We start from the raw sequence: 18,022 nt of genomic DNA, 5'->3' as shown, positions 1-18,022 counted from the left end.
GTCTCGGCCAGCACGCCGGGTCGCACGCCGTTCTCGCCGAAGCGGCTGATGACCAGCACCGGCAGGCCGGTTGCCTGCGACAGGCCGTAGTCGGCCGCGACCTTGTCGGCGGCGGCCCGGTAGACGCGCGAGGAAAGGGTGAGAGCGGCGGTGAGATTGCTCAGGGTCTGGTCCGATAAGCGCATTTATTTATTCATGTAAATACTATTTGAATGCGAAAGTTTAGCATGCGAAGTAGTTGCTTTCAATGAGGGAGAACCACAATTTTGTGCGTTGCAATAAATTCTTACAAATCAGCTATCCGGCGCAGCTCGGATGGGGTGAAGAATTCGACGTCGCAGCCTGCCGTCCGCAGCGCCTCGATGGCGGCATAGCCCCAGTGCACGGCGCCGAAGGCCACGCCGGCCTTGCGCGAGGCTTCGGCGTCGGTGCCCTGGTCGCCGATGCAGATCGCCTCGCCGGCGGCGACGCCGCAGCGCTTCAGCACCGCGCGGATGCGGCTGGCCTTGCCGAAGATCGACATCCCGCATTCGAACTGCCTGACCAGGGCGGACAATTCCGGCCCCAGCACGGTGCGCACGTTGTGCTCGGAGTTCGACGACACCACCGTGATCAGCACGCCGTGGTCGGCCAGGTGCCGCAGCGCCTCGGCGACGCCGTCGAACAGCGCGATCGAGCCGGCGCTCTCCTTCATCATCGCCATGAAAGTACGGGAGGCCGCCGGCAGCTTCCAGGCCGGCATGCCGACGTGCTCCATCATCTGCCGCGTGTTGTAGTGGCGCAGGTGAGCGGACTTCTCGATATCGATGCGGCGGAAACCATGACGATCAGCAATCGTGTTGAAAACACTGAGGAAGAAGGGGAAGGAATCGGCCAGGGTGCCGTCGAAGTCGAAGATGGCGAGTCGGTAAGTCATGGGTGCCGCAGCGTGGGATAATTGCCGACTAGACTATACATGATCCCGAGCCCGCCTTGACCACCGTCTTCGTCCTGAAGCTGTGCCTTGTTCCCGCCCTGATCTACCTGGTCACGCTGGCTGGACGGCGCTGGGGACCGAACGCGGCCGGATGGTTGTCGGCACTTCCCATCGTGGCCGGCCCTATCCTGTTGACCATGGCGATCGAGCAGGGTTCCGGCTTCGTGGCGACCGCCGCCGCGCATACCCTGATTGCCGTGATCGCGGTGCTGGTGTTCTGCCTGGCCTACGCCTGGGCTTCCGGCCGCTTCGGCGTTCCCGGCTCGCTGCTGGCGGCGCTGACGGCCTATGCGGCCGCGGTGGCGGGCCTGCAACTGATCGAACTGCCGCTGCTGCCGGGCTTCGTCCTGGTCGTCTTTGTGCTGGCGCTGGCGCCGCGGCTGTTCCCGCGTATGCATGGCGCCGGCGCACGCAGCCCGGTGCAGCCGAACGACCTGCCGCTGCGGATGCTGGCCGGCGCCCTCCTGACCCTGACGGTCACGTATGCCGCCGCCGGCATCGGGCCGCGCCTGAGCGGCTTCTTTGCGATGTTCCCGGTGATGGGGACGATCCTGGTCGGCTTCTCGCATGCCGCATCGGGGCGCGAGTATGCGGTAAATATCCTGCTAGGCATGGTGCGCGGGTATTACGCGTTTGCGACTTTCTGCGTGGTGCTGTCGCTGCTGTTGCGCGGGCAGTCGATCGGGCTGGCGTTTTGCGTGGCGGCCGGGGCGGCGCTGATGGTGCAGGTGGCGAGCCGGCGCGGCCTGGCGGTGCCGATGAGGCGGGGGTGATGCCTGGACTGGATGTCAGCAGCGGAGTTCCCGGAATCGCTGCCGCATCAAGAACAGGCGTGCCTGGACGTCGCGTAATGCGTTCTGTGCGGCTCGCTTTTCTTCGTTTTCCGTGGTGACGAGGTCCTGATCCAGGCGACGGCACTCCTGTTGTGCTACCCAAGGTAGCTTCACTCGTCGGACTTCGACTTCGAACTGTTTATTGCTCATGCCGGTGAGCGGACGTACCATTTCGGCGAACATTTCCCGCTCAAGCTCACGTCGGACATCGGGACCAACTCGCTTTTCCCCGGAAAGTTTGTTGACTCCCCGAGTCGGCTCGACCTCCAGTTTTTCGGCACCCAGGCAGGGTGAATCCGAGTAGGTAAGCTTGCCTTGTTCCTTACATTTGTAGAGCGTCCGCGAAGGCGCGTGCAGAGTCTGCGCCGACGCACCGGTTGCGGTACTCAGCGTATATGTTCCGAAAAGGAATATAGCGACAAATTTCGGTACCCATCCAATGGAGAGCCTGAGCTTATTCGTTTTCACTAAAGGCGCCTTTTAATACGTTTCTTCATAGAACTATATTCCATGGACGCCTGCCGAAAATCCTCACATTTCCACCATATAAAAAGTGATTTGATCGCGAATAATCACAGCTAAATGATGCGTATTGACGGAAGTTACTGAATGTAACGAGTGGCCGTATTCAGCCTTGGTGGGCTATCATTCGCGCCCGCTCGGCAATATCGGCAGCACCTTGCCCGATGAAGGTCGGGTAAGGAATTGCTGAGGATATTACCGATGAAGTTAGGAATGGGAGCAGGTGGGCCGCAACGGACGGTCCAGAAACAGTTTGGCCTGATTAATCTGCTGAAGGCCGGCGCCGCGCAGCTGATCGTCCTGCACCACCTGGCGTTCTATGGCCCGATGGCCGATCAGGCGCGGCCGCTGATGCCGGCGCTGATCGACTGGCTCGACGAATACGGCCGCATCGCCGTGCAGGTATTCCTCGTCGTCGGCGGCTTCCTGGCCGCGAAATCGCTCTCCCCGCAAGCCCATCCCGGCATCGAACATCCTTTCGCCACGATCTGGCGCCGCTATATCAGGCTGGCACTGCCCTTCATGGCGGCGATGCTGCTGGCGATCGGCGCCTCCGCATTGGCCAGCCAATGGATGACCCACGATTCGATCTCGGCGCCGCCGACGCTGTCTCAGCTGAGCGCACATTTTCTGCTGCTGCATGACGTGCTGGGTTATGAGGCCCTGTCTGCAGGCGCCTGGTATGTGGCGATCGATTTTCAGCTGTATGCGCTGGTGACCCTGCTGTTGTGGAGTGCCGGCCGCGTTTCGAACCAGCGGCGCCGGTCCTGGCTGATGCCGGCCGTGGTCGCCATTGGCGTCTGCATCTCCCTGCTGTATTTCAATCGCGATGCCGACTGGGATGTGTGGGCGCCGTATTTCTTCGGCAGCTACGGACTCGGCATGCTGGCATGGTGGGCGAGCGATCCGGCGCGCCGGCCTGGCGAAACCGCCGTGCTGCTGATGGTCATGGTGGTGCCGACGCTGCTGGCATTGAATCTCGAATTCCGCAGCCGGATTGCGGTGGCGCTGGTGGTGGCTTGCGTGCTGTTCCTGTTTGGCCGCATCAGGCTCGCGGATTATCGCGGCCATGGATGGGCGCTCGTGAATCGCATGGCGGCGATCTCGTTTTCGGTCTTCCTCGTCCACTTTCCGGTATGCCTGGTGGTGAATGCGGCGTTTACCCGTTTCGTGTCGGATCAGCCGCATGAGCAGGCGCTCGGGATGCTGGTGGCGTGGATGGCCAGCCTGGCGGCCGGAGCGGCCTTTTACCGCTGGGTGGAAAAGCCCTTGGGCCGGGTGCTGACGAGTTTCATGCAGCCTGCGACGCCTCGGCCATCCCTGTCGATCCAGGCAGGAATGCAGAGCCGGGCCGTTGCCAAGCTGCGGCTTTATCGTTAATCCAAAGGGGATTCATTCCAGCCGGACGGCAATATCGAAGATCCAGGTACGGCGGATTTCGATCACGTCGTACTGGCGCGCCAGCGACGGCGGAAACGCCCCATAGGGAGCCTGGCTGGCGATGATCTTGCGCACTGCGTCGTCGATGCCGGGAACGCCGCTCGACGTCACGAAGGTCACCTTTTCAACGGTCCCGTCGGACCGTACGGCGATCGTCACCGTCGGCCGATTGTGAGCTTGCTTGATGACCTCGCGGATCATCTCGAAGGTCATGTTCTTTTCGATCTTCTGGCTGATCGCCTCGGCGTAAAGGACGAGATCGCGATTCGCATCGGCGCGGCCGAACAGCCAGCCGCGGCGCAGGTTGCTGGCCGAGGGGAGGGTAGAGCGCGATGCCGCATCGCGTTGTGCCGCCTCCTGAGCCAACTGTCTTCCGATCGCCTTGAGGCGCTCTTCGCGTTCGGCTTCCTGCGCGGCCTTGTCACGTAGCGCCTGTTCCCGCCGTGCGGCGTCGGCGCGTTCCTGTTCCAGTTTTTCTGCCGCCAGGCGCGCCTTTTCGCCCTGAGCGGCCTGCTCTTGACGCAATGCTTCCTGGCGTTGTGCTTCCAGCTGCGCCTGTTTCGCCTGTTCTTGCCGAACGGCTTCCTGCCGGGCGGCCTCCTGGCGGGCGCGTTCCTGGCGCTGCAGTTCCAGTTGCGCCTGCTTTGCCTGCTCTTGCCGGATGGCTTCCTTGCGCGCCGCTTCCTGCCGAAGGAGTTCGGCTTTTTCCTGTTCTTGCCGGGCAGCCGCTTCCCGCGCTTTTTCTTCCTGCTTAGCCTGTTCCTGACGCAAAGTTTCGCGTCGCAGACTCTCCTGCCGCGCAAGTTCCTGGCGTTCGGCGTCCAGTCGGGCCGCCTCGTCCTTTGCGGCCCGTTCGGCGCGGGCAGTCTCTGCGCGGAGCAGCTCCTGGCGGCTTGCCTCGCGTTGTGCAGCGGCCATCAATTCGGTTTGCCTCAGGTTTTCAGCAAGCTGCTTCTCCTGTTCGAGTCCGGCCTGATCGAGTGCCGCACGCTCCTGGATCGCCTGTTCAACCGGAGGCTGCGCGACTTCGCGGGTGATGCTTTCGGTTGGCGCTTCGTCGATGTGTGCCGGGGACTGTCGCGGCACAGGGGCCGTCGACAGCTTTGCAAGGGCTTGCTTGTTCACCGTCATGACGGGTTCGACCGCGGATGCAGGCGCCGAGGCCGCAGCCGGCTTGGGATTCGGCAACGGCGTCGCAATCGGCGACGTCGACACCGACGACACCGTGCTGCCGAGCGTGGAGACGTTCTCCGGCGCGAGCACGGGATTGGCTTCCTGGGCGGGCGATTCCGGCCGCGGCGGAAAGACGCTGTTGCGGGCCTGTGCCGGCGCCGGCAATGGCGCGAGCATGACCCGTAAATCGTCGGCGCCGAGCCGCCTTTCTTTCCATGGCAGCTTGAAGCCGGGAAGGCCGAAGGTCTGGCCACCGAAGGTAATGCTGAGTAATAGCGCGTGAAGCAGCACGGCGATCAGTAGCGCCGTGCTCATGCGCCGTTGATCGCTCTGCATAAGAAGGCCGCCGAAGTGCCTGGTGCTGGCTATCGAAAACATGAGCACAGACTATCACAGCGGTATTCTCTATTAATAGAAAAACAAAGAAAGCGTGGTTTCTTTGCCAGTCCAGCGGCACATGGCGAAGCTGAGGCTTGATCGATGAATTCCCGCGACGCCTTTTGTCGCTGCCTTGATGAGAATACCTTCTAGCTTGGAATTTTATTCAATAAATCATGCGCATTGTTCTGATGATCGGCGTCATCCTTTTCTTTTTCTTCCTGCTTTGCGGCGTCTATGCCAGCCTGGCCTCGGTCGCGCGTGGCGCCGGCCGTATCTGTTCCCGCCTGGTAGCGAAACCGGAGCCGGTTGTCGCCGATGCAGCCGGGCGCGATCCGGATGAGGTCGACAAGCTGAAAAGCCTGTTCGAGCTTTACCAGCACGGCGCCTTGACGAAGGAAGAATTCAACCAGCTCAAGCGTCATTTATTTTCCACAATGCAAGTCCAGTCCTGAAGCCCGTAAAACCAGCGTGCTATGATAAAAGTTATGAAAAAGAAAGATAAATTGTCGGCTGGAACAGCAAAACGGGATTCAGACACCGTGCGCGCAGGCGTCGTCATGTCGGCCAGGGAGACGGTGGAACGTTTCGGCAGCGCGAACGCCGAATACATCAAAGGTTATCGCGGTGTCGATAACGAGACCGGCCAAAAACTGGCGAAGGGCCTGGCCGGCATTGCCAAGCACAAGGTCAGTGCAAATCCGGAAGAAGCTGCCAAGAACATCAAGCAGCAGGCCGGTTTTTCGGCCGAAGTGGCGACTACCAGCCGCGATAACGCGGAAGCCATCATCAAGGGCTCGAAACAGCGTACGGTAAGGAGTGACGACCTGCCGCAGTATGGGAAAAACCATAACGTGGTCGACCGGGTCCAGGTTCTCGACGGGCAGATCGTCCAGGGTACCGAAACCCAAATGAAATTCGTCGGTAACCGCAATCAGCTGTTTGCCCGGATCGCCGGCGAAGACGGCAAGTTCGCCCGCTATCGCGGCGTGAAGCTGGAACTGCCGTCCGAACAGTTTGTCGACGCCAAGGCCTATTGCCAGAAACAGGCCGAAAACCTGCGCAAGAATGCCGAGAAGGCCGAGCAGAACGGCAAGCCCGAGGTGGCCGCCAGGTTGCGGCGCGAAGCCGCGAATTACGAGGAACTCGCCGACAACGTCTGCGACAGCGGCCTGACGACGCAAGAGGCTATCTTCTACCGCCAGCATCCGAGGCTCGCCACGGTACGCGACATTGCCAGGACTAGCCACCGGGCCGGCACGCAGGCGGCCAAATACGGCGCCGTTATCGGCGGCAGCGTTTCCCTGCTCAAGAATGCCTTCGCCGTGGCGCAGAACGAGAAGGAATTGCGCGAAGCCGCCGGCGAGATCGCAAAAGACGTCGTCAAGTCCGGCGCCACCGCTTACGGTACGGCTTTCGTCGGCTCGGCAACCAAGGCCCTGATGCAGCAATCCAGCCGCGAAGGCATCCGCGCGCTGGCGAATACCAGTGCTCCTACGCTCGTGGTCAATGTCTGCCTGTCCCTGGGCACGTCGATCGCCAGCTACGTGCGCGGCGAGATAACGGAATCGCAGCTGCTCATGGAAATCGGGGAAAAGGGTACGGGCATGCTGTCGAGCGGCATGTTTGCTGCGCTTGGCCAGGTGGTGGTCCCGATTCCCTTCGTTGGCGCCGCGATCGGCGGAATGGTCGGCTACACCCTGTCCTCGATTTTCTACCAGAGCGCGCTCGACGCGGCAAAAGGGGCGGAGCTGTCGCGCGAACACCTCGCGCGGGTGCGCGCCATCGAAGCCGGTGCGCGGGCGCAGATCGCCGAGGAGCAGGCCGCGCTGGACGCGATGGTGGCCAGCGAGATGCCGCAGCTGCGTCGTGAAACACAGGACCTGTTCCAGGCGGTCGATGCACTTCGCGGCGGCGGCGTCGACGACCTCGCCGCCGCCATCAATCACTACGCGACCTTGCTCGGCAAGCAGTTGCAGTTTGCATCGCAATCGGAATTCGATGCTTTCATGGATTCCGACGAGCCATTGCGGCTGTGAGCGTGGCACGTCAATTCACTTTTTCCAAATGAGCCGGAGGTAATACATGCTGCTGAAGCAGCTTTCTGATGAGGACAAGCGCACTTTCCTTTGCATGGCCGAGCTGTTGAGTCTGTCGGACAAGCCCGTTCTTTGGGGCGGCAAGCGGCGCGAAACGATTGCGGACAATGCCAAATCCGCGAACGTCACGATCCAGCGTGACGAGCATGAAACCCGGATGATGGAAGAACTGGCGTCGATTGCCGCGGACAAGGGAGGCGGCAGTTTCTTCCTCCACAGGCTTTCCGGCACTCCCCTCGGTCGCTCCGATATCGAATCCGAACTGGTCGCGCGGATCAAGCCTCTGCGACTGCACGACGAGGACGACCCGGCCGTGCGCGTCCGGGTGGCAAGCGAAGTACTGCGCGAGATCCTGAAGGACAAGAAAGCGGACATTCCCAGCGCGCCCAAGCTGATGCTGTTCGAACTCATGATGCTCGCCCTGGCGGACGGCAGCATTTCGAATATCCAGTGGCAGCTGCTGGACGAGTTCAGGCATCACTACCAGCTTGAAGACTACATCTTCAACGATCTGCTGGAACGCGCCCGGACCACCTATGTAGAAACCCAGAAGACCCTCGCCATCATTCTCGAATAAGGACAATAACCATGGCCGTTCCCATCATTCTCGGCGCGATTGCGGGCGCCACCGCCCTGTACGGCGTCGTCAAAGGCGCCAGCGGCGCCATCGATCACAGCAATGCGAAAGACATCAATACCACCGCCCAATCGCTGGTCGACGGCGCCAACCGCAGCGTCGAAGAGCAGCGCAAGGCGACGAATACGGTCCTCGAGGACTACGGCACCCGCAAGCTGCGCGCCTTCAATGGGGTCATCGCCGATTTCGTCGACACCTTCGGCAAGCTGAAGAACGTGAAGGCCGTCCACACGCCCGAGCTGGACAAGCTGAACCTGGGCGATTTTTCGAAGATCACGCTGCAGGCGCTGCGCGACGACTATGCGCTGCTCAAGAGCTCGGGCCTCGGCCTGGGTTCGGGGCTGGGCGGCGGCGCGGCGCTGGCGTTCGGCGCCTATAACGGCACGATGCTGCTGGCCACGGCCAGCACCGGCACCGCCATCTCGACCCTGAGCGGCGCGGCGGCAACCAACGCGACCCTGGCCTGGATCGGCGGCGGTTCCCTCGCCGCGGGCGGTGGCGGCATCGCGCTCGGCACGATGGTATTGGGCGGCATCGTAGCCGGCCCGGCCCTGGCCATCTTCGGTCACATCGTCGGCAACAAGGGCGAAGAGGCGCTGAACAATGCCTACAGCAACCTGGAACAGGCCCGTACGATCAAGAAAGAAGCCGAACTCATGTGTTCGAAGCTCGAAGCCATCCAGCGCGTGTCTTCGCTCGCCAACACGACCTTCTCGAAAGTCAGCTCGAAGCTGCGCCGTGCCGTGAGCGACCTGACGAGCACCGTGGAAGCCAGCGGCGTCAATTACGCCAGATATTCGGACGAGGAGCGCGAAGTCGTGTTCCGCTCGGTGAAGTTCGCCCAGCTGGTCAAGGCAATGATCGATACGCCTATCCTCGACGAGAATGGCGCCCTGGTGCTGTCGACCGAAAAGCGTACCGAGGAAATCGCCGCACTGGCTGCCTGACGATGTCCATGCACGATGTCGTCGCTCCGCGCCGCACCTTTCCTTGCACCGGGTGCGGGGCATGCTGCAGGCATGTCGGCCTTGCGGAGGAAACGCGTTTCCTCGACCGCGGCGACGGCACGTGCAGGCATTTCGACGAAGCGGGCAGGTCCTGCGCGATCTATGCGGAGCGCCCGCTGGTTTGCCGCGTCGATCGTTATTACGACGCCCATTATGTCCACCTGGTCGGCTGGGATGAATTCATCGAATTGAATCTCATGGAATGCGCCCGCCTGGCCGCCATGGATGAAGCTACTTCCCCGGACTGAGCAATTTCAACACGTCCATTCCCGTCCCGTATTTCAATTGCTGCCTGTGCCCGGCTTTGGAACGATGGAGCGTGAATAATGCAGCGATTCCTGATTTGTCTTGTCCTGGCGATGCAGGCATTTCCTGTGCTGGCCCAGGATTATCTTCCGCGCGACGTGCAGCGCTTCATGGACCGCCGTGAAAGCTGCGACCAGGTCCGGCGCATCAAGGATGCCGATAGCCGGATCCTCAAGCCCTGCATGGGAACGGACAAGGAGCTTGCGCAGTTGAAGCGCAAATACGCGGCCAATTCGACGATCATGCAGATTCTGAATCAGTTCGAAGCGTCTATCGAAGTGGCTGAGGCGCCGGTTCGGCGCAAATGAAAAAGCCAGCCCCGGGAGGCTGGCTTTTTGCTAAGCAGTGCAGCGATCACAGGATCAAACGTCGATATTCCCCGCCTGCAGCGCATTCGACTCAATAAAGTGACGACGCGGCTCGACCTCATCACCCATCAAGGTGGTGAAGATCTGGTCCGCAGCAATCGCATCCTCGATCTGCACCTTCAGCAGGCGGCGCACGGTCGGATCCATGGTGGTTTCCCACAGCTGCTCCGGATTCATCTCGCCCAGACCTTTATAGCGCTGCTTGGACACGCCACGCTCGGCTTCCTCGCGCAGCCATTCCATGGCCTGCTGGAAGTCGCGCACGGCGAATTCCTTCATCTTCTCGCCTTCGCCGCGGCGGATGATGGCGCCGTCGCCCATCAGGCCCTGGAAGGTGGCGGCCGAGCTGGCCAGGGTCGCGTAGTCGGCGCCGGCCACGAAGTCGGCGTCGATCGAGGTCACCTGCACGTTGCCGTGGTGGATGCGCTCGATGCGCAGTGCGTGCTTGTCCGACAGTGCGTCGGAGCGCACGCCAACCTTCACGCTCGGGTCCTTGACCGCGTCGGCCAGGGCCTGGGCCGATTTCTCGGCGGCTTCCTGGCTCGACAGGTCGAGGGTCACGCCGGTCATGATGGCGGACAGCGCGGCGCGGTCGATCACGCGCGTCAGGCGCATCATGATGGCGTTGGCCTTGTTGTACTTCTCGACCAGGTCGCCCAGGGCGCCGTCGGTGATCGGTTCCGCGCCGTCCTTCGGCAGCAGGGCGGCGCCGTTCAGGGCCACGCGCATCATGTAGCTCGCTTCCTCGACGTCGTCCTTCAGGTAGCGCTCGTCGCGGCCGGCCTTCACCTTGTACAGCGGCGGCTGGGCGATGTAGATGTGGCCGCGTTCGACCAGTTGCGGCATCTGGCGGTAGAACAGCGTCAGCAGCAGGGTGCGGATGTGGGCGCCGTCGACGTCCGCGTCGGTCATGATGATGATGCGGTGGTAGCGCAGCTTGTCGACGTTGAACTCGTCCGGGCCGATCGAGGTGCCGAGGGTCGCGATCAGGGTCGTGATCTGCTCCGACGACAGCATCTTCTCGAAGCGCGCCTTTTCCACGTTCAGCACCTTGCCGCGCAGCGGCAGGATGGCCTGGAATTTACGGTCGCGGCCCTGCTTGGCCGAACCGCCTGCGGAGTCACCCTCGACGATGTACAGTTCGGCCAGCGCCGGGTCGCGTTCCTGGCAGTCGGCCAGTTTGGACGACAAGCCCAGCCCATCCATCACGCCTTTGCGGCGGGTCAGGTCGCGTGCCTTGCGGGCGGCTTCACGCGCGCGCGCGGCTTCGACGATCTTGCCGCAGATGATCTTGGCGTCGTTCGGCTTCTCGTTCAGGAAGTCGGTGAGCGTCTTCGCCACGATCTCTTCGACCGGGCCGCGCACTTCCGACGACACGAGTTTGTCCTTGGTCTGCGACGAGAACTTCGGCTCCGGCACTTTCACGGACAGCACGCAGGTCAGGCCTTCGCGCATGTCGTCGCCCGAGATCTCGACTTTCGCCTTCTTGGCGAATTCGTTCTCGTCGATGTACTTGTTGATCACGCGGGTCATCGCCGCGCGCAGGCCGGTCAGGTGGGTGCCGCCGTCGCGCTGCGGAATGTTGTTGGTGAAGCACAGCACCTGCTCGTTGTACGAGTCGTTCCACTGCATCGACACGTCCACCGAGATATTGGTGCCCTGGTCCGACAGGCGGTCGCCGGTGGCCTGGAACACGGTCGGGTGGAGGACGCTCTTGGCCTTGTTGATGTACTCCACGAAGCCGCGGGTGCCGCCTTCGAAGGCGAAGATTTCTTCCTTGCCGTTGCGCTGGTCGGTCAGCTTGATGTTGACGCCGTTGTTCAGGAAGGAGAGTTCGCGGATGCGCTTGCTCAGGATCTCGTAGTGGAACTCGACGTGGGTGAAGATTTCCTCGTCGGCCCAGAAGTGGACCTCGGTGCCGCGCTTGTCGGTGTCGCCGATGATCTTCATCGGGGACACTTCCACGCCGTCGACGACTTCGATGATGCGGTCCATCGGAACGCCACGCGAGAACTCGAGCTGGTGCACTTTGCCTTTTTGGCGAACGGTCACGCGCAGCAACTTCGACAGCGCGTTCACGCAGGAGACGCCGACGCCGTGCAGGCCGCCGGAAACCTTGTACGAGTTCTGGTTGAACTTGCCGCCGGCGTGCAGTTCCGTCAGGGCGATCTCGGTTGCCGAGCGCTTTGGCTCGTGCTTGTCGTCCATCTTGACACCGGTCGGGATGCCGCGGCCGTTGTCGGTGATCGAGATCGAGTTGTCGGAGTGGATCGTGACGTGGATCTCGGTGCAGTAGCCGGCGAGGGCTTCGTCGATCGAGTTGTCCAGCACCTCGAACACCAGGTGGTGCAGGCCGGTGCCGTCCGACGTGTCGCCGATGTACATGCCCGGACGCTTTCGCACGGCCTCCAGGCCTTCGAGGATCTGAATCGACGAGGCGCCGTACTCTTCCGCCTTGGYAGGAGAGGATTCCAAAACTGCTTGAGTGTTCTCGGACATGACTGCTTTCTCAAATAACRTGTAAATCAGACGGCTGGCTTTTGGCTTGCTGTCTCAATCGTCTATGGGGAAGGCGTGCGATGCTGGTGTTGTTCAGCTCAGCATGGGTTCCCGCTTTCGCGGGAACGACGTAGCCACAATAGACGAATATATGGGCGCTTTGCCCTAATTAAATACGCATCGGCATGACGACGTACTTGAAGTCGCCATTTTCAGGAATCGACATCAGCGCCGACGAATTCGAATCGCCCAGCGATATGTTCACCTGGTCGCACTTCAGGTTGTTCAGCACGTCCAGCAGGTAGGTCACGTTGAAACCGATGTCGATCGAATCGCCGCCGTAGTCGATTTCCAGTTCTTCCACCGCCTCTTCCTGGTCGGCGTTGGTCGAGCTGATCTTCATCGAGCCCGGGGCGATCAGGCAGCGCACGCCCTTGAACTTGTCGCTGGTCATGATCGCGGCGCGCTGCAGCGAGCGCAGCAGTTCGTCGCGGCTGATCGTGAAGTCGTTCTTGTAACCCTTCGGGATCACGCGGGTGTAGTCAGGGAACTTGCCCTCGACCAACTTCGATACCAGTTCGATGTCGGCGAAGGTCAGTTTCACCTGCGAGGCGGCGATGTCCAGGCGGACGGTCTCGTCGCTTTCTTCCAGCAGGCGCTGCAGTTCGATGATGGTCTTGCGCGGGATGATGACTTCCTGGCGCTCGAAGGACTGCTCGGCTTCCACCTGGGCGAAGGCGAGGCGGTGGCCGTCGGTCGCGACCGCGATCACGTTGTGGCCGTCCAGCACCAGCAGCAGGCCGTTCAGGTAGTAGCGGATGTCCTGCTGGGCCATCGCGAAGTGCACCATGTTGAACAGGTGCTTCAGCGTCTTCTGCGGCAGGGTGACGGAGGCGTTGTAGGTGTCGGCCACGGAGACGGTCGGGAATTCCTCGGCCGCCAGGGTCTGCAGGGCAAAGCGCGACTTGCCGCTCTGCACGGTCAGGCGCTTGTTCAGCAGGGTCATCGTCACGTCGCCCGATTCCGGCAGGGCGCGCAGGATGTCGAGCAGCTTGCGGGCCGCGACGGTGGTGCCGGTTTCTTCAGGGCCCGAGCCGATATTGGCCAGGGTCGTGATCTGCACCTCGGTGTCGGTCGACAGGAAAGAAACGCTCTCGCCATTCTTGCGGATGAGGATATTGGCCAGAATCGGCATGGTGTGCCGACGCTCGACAATACCACTCACGATCTGCAGTGGCCGGAGAAGCGTGTCTCGGGTGGTTTTGACCAGTTGCATAAATATCCCTCGGTTTTTATAAGGTAAAAATGTTGTCTGCGCAATATTTTGCCAGAAATCACTAAGGAAAACCCTCCCGGCACATCCCTGACGGCGAGAGGGTTTTACCCGCCGTGCATCAGCCCTTCAGTGTCTGCTCCAGCACGTGCAGTTCATGGTTGCATTCGGCATTTTTCTGCCGGTCCTGGGCGATCTTGCGCACGGCGTGCAGCACCGTCGTATGGTCGCGGCCGCCGAACAGCTCGCCGATCTCCGGCAGGCTCTTCTGGGTCAGTTCCTTCGCCAGGTACATCGCGATCTGGCGCGGACGGGCGATGTTCGCCGGGCGGCGCTTCGAATACATGTCCGCGACCTTGATGTTGAAGAAGTCGGCCACGGTCTTCTGGATGTTTTCCACCGAAATCTGGCGGTTCTGTACCGACAGCAGATCCTTCAGGGCTTCCTTCACCACATCGATGGTGATCTCTTTGCCGTGGAAACGCGAGTAGGCAAGGATCTTGCGCAGCGCGCCTTCCAGCTCGCGCACGTTGGAACGCAGGTGCTTGGCCACGAAGAAGGCGACGTCGTCGTTCAGCACCACGCCTTCCGATTCCGCCTTCTTCATCAGGATCGCCACCCGCATCTCGAGTTCCGGCGGTTCGATCGCGACCGTCAGGCCGGAGTCGAAGCGCGAGATCAGGCGGTCGTCCATGCCGGTGATCTCTTTCGGATAGGTATCCGAGGTGATGATGATCTGCTTCTTGGCGGCGATCAGCGCTTCGAAGGCGTAGAAGAACTCTTCCTGCGTGCGGCTCTTGCCGCCGAAGAACTGAATATCGTCGATCAGCAGCATGTCCAGCGAGTGGTAGTAATGCTTGAAGTCGTCGAAGCCCTTGCGCTGGTAGGCGGTGACGACGTCGCGCACGTACTGCTCGGCGTGGATGTAGCGGATGCGCGCACCCGGCTGATCCGCCATCACCTGGTTGCCGATCGCGTGGATCAGGTGGGTCTTACCGAGGCCGACGCCGCCGTAGAAGAACAGCGGGTTGTAGGAGACGCCCGGATTGTTCGCGACCTGGATCGCGGCGGCGCGCGCCAGCTGGTTGGCCTTACCGGTCACGAAGTTCTCGAAGGTGAGCTCGGGATTGACGCGGCTCTGCTCGCGGCGCGGGTTGTTGGCGATGACGTTGTCCGGCGTGACCACCGGGGTGGCCGGCACGGTGTTGTCGGCGGCGGCATTGATGCCCAGCGCGCCGCTGCCACCGTTGATCCCACTGAGGCCGGCGCCGTTGCCCTGGCTGCCGGTGGACGTGGTCGGGGCCGGCTTTTTCGGCAGGTTCCGCGGGTCGAGCACGAACTGCACGTCAACCGGACGCTCCCAGAACTCGGAGGCGAGGGCGGTGATGCGATTGGCGAACTGCGATTTTACCCAGTCGAGCTTGAAGCGGTTGGGCGCCGCAATGCGCAGCTTACCGTCCTCATAGTCGAGGGCGACAAGTGGTTTGATCCACGCGGTATATTGCTGCGGCGTCAGCTCGAGTTCCAACTGCGTAGAACAGGCTTGCCAAAAGTTTTCCATACATCGACCAAGTTAAAGCGTAACACTCTATTTTAACTGTCTTCTCGAAAGTTATCCACAGGCGCGGCAGGTTTTTTCCACCGAATCTCAACAGCGTGATGCACATGCGCAACCGTTTTTCCTGCGCCCTCGGCGGCGCTGCAATGCAACAGCTTCCTTGACAGCTCGACTGAAAATGCTGTCTAATTCAGGGTTCCCCGCCCACACGCATTGCCGACTCAGGCACTCAGCACATGGGCGAACAAGCTTTGCTGAGGCGTGACGCTGGCTTAACAACTGCGAAATGTCATCGGCGTATTGCCGGCTCACGAGAAGCCGGCTCCGATTTTTTGCATTCTTTTTGCTTTAAGCGAGACCACCATGAAACGTACTTACCAACCTTCCGTCGTTCGTCGCAAGCGCACGCACGGCTTCCGCGCACGTATGGCTACCCGTGGTGGCCGTCTGGTCCTGAACGCACGCCGCGCCAAGGGCCGCAAGCGTCTGGCTGTCTAAGCCAACAGACGCTCCTGTCGACCGCGCTTCAAGTAATGACAGGCGAAGGTTCGCACGACTTCGCGCGCGTTCGGCGTATCGTAAAAACGGATGAGTTTTCATCCGTTTTTCGTTTGCGCCCGGTACAAAAAACCGCGCATTTCGTGCTCTATACCCGACCGAATGACCTGCCGCACGCACGGCTGGGCGTCGTCGCGGCCAAACGTTTCGCTCCGCGCGCGGTCACGCGTAACACCATCAAGCGCATCACGCGCGAACTGTTCCGCACCACGCCGCTCCCTGGCATCGACTGCATCGTGCGTCTCGCGCGGCCGGTCAACGCCAAGGACGGCCCGGCCACGACCGCGGCCCTGAAGACGCTGCTGCGCACCGAGCTGGCGCGCCTGTTCGCGTCACAGGCGCCAAGGCCGCGCAAGCCGGCGCCGGCGCCTGCGCCGGACAGCTCGGGACGACAGCCATCATGAACTGGCTGCTCGTCCGGCTGTTGCGCGGTTACCAGTTACTGGTGTCTCCGATGTTCGGGCCGAGCTGCCGTTTTTATCCGACCTGTTCCAATTACGCGATCGAAGCGGTGCGCACGCATGGCGCCGCCCGYGGCGGCTGGCTGGCCTTGCGCCGCGTCTGCCGCTGCCATCCCTGGAACGCGGGCGGTGTCGATCCGGTGCCATCCCCACCAACCGCTTGCGGTTGCAACCATTCCTGAATAAGACCCAATGGAAATCAATAAACGTACCATCCTGTGGATCGTGTTCGCCGTCTCGCTGGTCGTCCTCTGGAACGACTGGATGGTGGCCAACGGCAAGCAGTCGATGTTCTCGCCGGCGCCGCCTGCCAAGGTCGCGACCGCGCCCGCTACCCAGCCGAAAGTGAACGATCTGCCGGCCCAGGCCGCCACGCCCGCATCCGTGCCCGAGTCCGGAGCAAGCCCGGTTCCGGCCGAAGGCGCCGCCGCCGCACCGGCACCGATCCAGACCAAGATCATCACGATTACGACCGACGTCTACAAGGCCGACATCGACACCGCCGGTGGCGTGATCCGCCGCCTGGAGCTGCTGAAGTTCCGCGACAAGGTCGACAACACCAGGAACCAGCTGCTGTTCCACGTCGATCCGGCCAAGGGCCGCCTCTACCTGGCGCAGACCGGCCTGACCCCGGCCGCGACCGGCGTCCTGCCGAACCACAACACCCCGTTCGTGGCCAAGCCGCTGGTTACGCTCGATAACGGCAACCAGACTCAATTAGTCCTGGAAGCGGAGCAGGGCGGCGTGCGCCTGACCAAGACCTTCACCTTCCGCCGCGGCGACTACGTGATCGGCGTGCGCCATGACGTGACCAATATCGGCACCGTGCCGGTGTCGCCGTCGCTCTACCTGCAGCTGCAGCACGACGGCAGCAAGCCGGAAGGCGACACCTACTTCAACAGCAGCTACACCGGGCCGACCCTGTACACCTCGCAGGACAAGTACCAGAAGCTGACCTTCGAGAAGATCGCCAAGGGCAACGCCGAGCACGCGACCAAGGCCACCGACGGCTGGATCGCGATCTCGCAGCACTTCTTCGTCTCGGCCTTCATCCCGCCGGAGAAGGTCCAGCGCGACATCTACACGAAGAGCCTGGGTAACAACCTGTTCGCCATCGGCACCGTGATCCCGCTGGGCACCGTGGCGCCGGGCGCGACCGTGTCCGACGAGGCCCGCCTGTACTCGGGTCCGCAGGAAGAGAAAGTGCTGGAGAAGGTCACCCCGGGCCTGGAGCTGGTGCGCGACTACGGCTGGGCGACCATCATCGCCAAGCCGATTTTCTGGACCATGGACCAGCTGCATCAGATGATCGGCAACTGGGGCTGGACCATCGTCGCCTTCACCATCCTGATCAAGCTGCTGTTCTTCCCGCTGTCCGCAGCCGGCTATCGCAGCATGGCCAAGATGAAGACCGTGACGCCGAAGATGCAGGCGATCCGCGAGCGTTACAAGAGCGATCCGGTCAAGATGCAGCAGGCCACCATGGAGCTGTACAAGACCGAGAAGATCAACCCGCTGGGCGGCTGCCTGCCGATTCTGATCCAGATGCCGGTGTTCCTGGCCCTGTACTGGACCCTGCAGGCCGCGGTCGAAATGCGCGGCGCGCCGTGGATCCTGTGGATTCACGACCTGACCGCCCCGGACCCGTTCTACGTGCTGCCGATCCTGTACGCGATCTCGATGTTCGTGACGACCCGCCTGAACCCGCAGCCGGCCGATCCGATGCAGGCCAAGATGATGATGTTCATGCCGCTGGCGTTCTCGGTCATCTTCATCTTCTTCCCGTCGGGCCTGGTGCTGTACTGGGTGGTGAACAACCTGATCTCGATGGCGCAGCAGTATGTGATCACCAAGAAGTATGCGCCGGCGAAGTAAGTCTGTGATGCTTTGATCGGAAAGCCCGTGTTCGCACGGGCTTTTTTTTCGCCACCGTC

At 61.8% G+C, this 18,022-nt stretch carries 18 protein-coding genes and 1 pseudogene; 12 read left to right on the top strand and 7 right to left on the bottom strand.

Annotated elements, in window-relative coordinates:
- Together AC1DIX_RS23915 and AC1DIX_RS23910 are read right to left on the bottom strand one after the other, a co-directional pair.
- Window positions 1-185 (bottom strand): annotated as a pseudogene (locus AC1DIX_RS23915) (MarR family transcriptional regulator); the annotation flags it as partial.
- A gap of 101 nt (window positions 186-286) precedes the next feature.
- A complete protein-coding gene (locus tag AC1DIX_RS23910; RefSeq protein ID WP_477327925.1) occupies window positions 287-916 on the bottom strand; it encodes an HAD hydrolase-like protein in 630 nt (209 codons plus the stop codon).
- A 56-nt stretch (window positions 917-972) separates the two neighbouring features.
- On the opposite strand from AC1DIX_RS23910, the gene AC1DIX_RS23905 reads away from it, so the two are divergent.
- The gene (locus tag AC1DIX_RS23905) at window positions 973-1,749 is read left to right on the top strand and encodes a hypothetical protein (RefSeq protein ID WP_477327923.1); all 777 of its coding nucleotides are present in this window, start codon (window positions 973-975) and stop codon (window positions 1,747-1,749) included.
- A gap of 15 nt (window positions 1,750-1,764) precedes the next feature.
- On the opposite strand, the gene AC1DIX_RS23900 is transcribed toward AC1DIX_RS23905, so the two are convergent.
- Window positions 1,765-2,277, bottom strand: a complete 513-nt coding sequence (locus AC1DIX_RS23900) for a hypothetical protein (protein ID WP_477327921.1) — start codon at window positions 2,275-2,277, stop codon at window positions 1,765-1,767.
- Between the two features lie 255 nt (window positions 2,278-2,532).
- On the opposite strand from AC1DIX_RS23900, the gene AC1DIX_RS23895 reads away from it, so the two are divergent.
- Entirely contained in the window at window positions 2,533-3,711 is a 1,179-nt protein-coding gene (locus AC1DIX_RS23895; RefSeq protein ID WP_477327919.1) for an acyltransferase family protein, read from the top strand.
- 12 nt (window positions 3,712-3,723) lie between these two features.
- Here the strand turns inward: AC1DIX_RS23895 and AC1DIX_RS23890 are convergent, their stop codons facing one another.
- Window positions 3,724-5,280 carry a TonB C-terminal domain-containing protein gene (locus AC1DIX_RS23890; protein ID WP_477327917.1) on the bottom strand — a complete coding sequence of 519 codons (1,557 nt, stop codon included), beginning with the start codon at window positions 5,278-5,280 and terminating at the stop codon, window positions 3,724-3,726.
- Between the two features lie 218 nt (window positions 5,281-5,498).
- Between AC1DIX_RS23890 and AC1DIX_RS23885 the strand changes: the two genes are divergently transcribed.
- From AC1DIX_RS23885 to AC1DIX_RS23860, 6 genes are all read left to right on the top strand, one after another.
- Window positions 5,499-5,777 (top strand): SHOCT domain-containing protein, encoded by a 279-nt coding sequence (locus tag AC1DIX_RS23885; RefSeq protein WP_477327915.1) that lies wholly within the window; start codon window positions 5,499-5,501, stop codon window positions 5,775-5,777.
- A 33-nt stretch (window positions 5,778-5,810) separates the two neighbouring features.
- Window positions 5,811-7,361: a hypothetical protein gene (locus AC1DIX_RS23880; protein ID WP_477327913.1), complete on the top strand. Its 1,551-nt coding sequence runs from the start codon at window positions 5,811-5,813 to the stop codon at window positions 7,359-7,361.
- Between the two features lie 46 nt (window positions 7,362-7,407).
- Complete coding sequence (locus AC1DIX_RS23875; protein ID WP_442121255.1) at window positions 7,408-7,998, top strand: hypothetical protein; 591 nt, start codon at window positions 7,408-7,410, stop codon at window positions 7,996-7,998.
- Window positions 7,999-8,009: 11 nt separating this feature from the next.
- Entirely contained in the window at window positions 8,010-9,005 is a 996-nt protein-coding gene (locus AC1DIX_RS23870) for a hypothetical protein (RefSeq protein WP_442121256.1), read from the top strand.
- Window positions 9,006-9,013: 8 nt separating this feature from the next.
- A complete protein-coding gene (locus AC1DIX_RS23865; RefSeq protein WP_442121257.1) occupies window positions 9,014-9,313 on the top strand; it encodes a YkgJ family cysteine cluster protein in 300 nt (99 codons plus the stop codon).
- A gap of 78 nt (window positions 9,314-9,391) precedes the next feature.
- Complete coding sequence (locus AC1DIX_RS23860) at window positions 9,392-9,679, top strand: hypothetical protein (protein ID WP_442121258.1); 288 nt, start codon at window positions 9,392-9,394, stop codon at window positions 9,677-9,679.
- A 54-nt stretch (window positions 9,680-9,733) separates the two neighbouring features.
- Here AC1DIX_RS23860 and gyrB read toward each other — a convergent pair whose 3' ends face one another.
- The 3 genes from gyrB to dnaA all read right to left on the bottom strand — a co-directional run bounded on the left by gyrB (window position 9,734) and on the right by dnaA (window position 15,072).
- On the bottom strand, window positions 9,734-12,238 hold the full coding sequence (gene gyrB, locus AC1DIX_RS23855; RefSeq protein WP_477327910.1) for a DNA topoisomerase (ATP-hydrolyzing) subunit B: 2,505 nt from the start codon (window positions 12,236-12,238) through the stop codon (window positions 9,734-9,736).
- A gap of 169 nt (window positions 12,239-12,407) precedes the next feature.
- The gene (gene dnaN, locus AC1DIX_RS23850) at window positions 12,408-13,514 is read right to left on the bottom strand and encodes a DNA polymerase III subunit beta (protein ID WP_442121260.1); all 1,107 of its coding nucleotides are present in this window, start codon (window positions 13,512-13,514) and stop codon (window positions 12,408-12,410) included.
- Window positions 13,515-13,632: 118 nt separating this feature from the next.
- Window positions 13,633-15,072, bottom strand: coding sequence for a chromosomal replication initiator protein DnaA (dnaA, locus tag AC1DIX_RS23845; RefSeq protein ID WP_442121261.1), 1,440 nt, complete (start codon window positions 15,070-15,072; stop codon window positions 13,633-13,635).
- A gap of 360 nt (window positions 15,073-15,432) precedes the next feature.
- Between dnaA and rpmH the strand changes: the two genes are divergently transcribed.
- The 4 genes from rpmH to yidC are packed head-to-tail and all read left to right on the top strand — an operon-like array spanning window position 15,433 to window position 17,963.
- Window positions 15,433-15,567 carry a 50S ribosomal protein L34 gene (gene rpmH / locus AC1DIX_RS23840; RefSeq protein WP_075796440.1) on the top strand — a complete coding sequence of 45 codons (135 nt, stop codon included), beginning with the start codon at window positions 15,433-15,435 and terminating at the stop codon, window positions 15,565-15,567.
- 35 nt (window positions 15,568-15,602) lie between these two features.
- Window positions 15,603-16,031, top strand: coding sequence for a ribonuclease P protein component (gene rnpA, locus AC1DIX_RS23835; protein ID WP_442121262.1), 429 nt, complete (start codon window positions 15,603-15,605; stop codon window positions 16,029-16,031).
- Window positions 16,028-16,270 (top strand): membrane protein insertion efficiency factor YidD, encoded by a 243-nt coding sequence (gene yidD, locus AC1DIX_RS23830; RefSeq protein WP_442121263.1) that lies wholly within the window; start codon window positions 16,028-16,030, stop codon window positions 16,268-16,270. The genes rnpA and yidD overlap by 4 nt, the downstream gene beginning before the upstream one ends.
- Window positions 16,271-16,280: 10 nt before the next feature.
- Window positions 16,281-17,963, top strand: a complete 1,683-nt coding sequence (gene yidC, locus AC1DIX_RS23825) for a membrane protein insertase YidC (RefSeq protein ID WP_477327908.1) — start codon at window positions 16,281-16,283, stop codon at window positions 17,961-17,963.
- Window positions 17,964-18,022: the final 59 nt, after the last annotated feature.

Source organism: Massilia sp. 05N420, from assembly GCF_056397205.1.
Note: the sequence above shows the minus strand (reverse complement) of the source record. Positions and strands in the feature narration are given on the sequence as shown.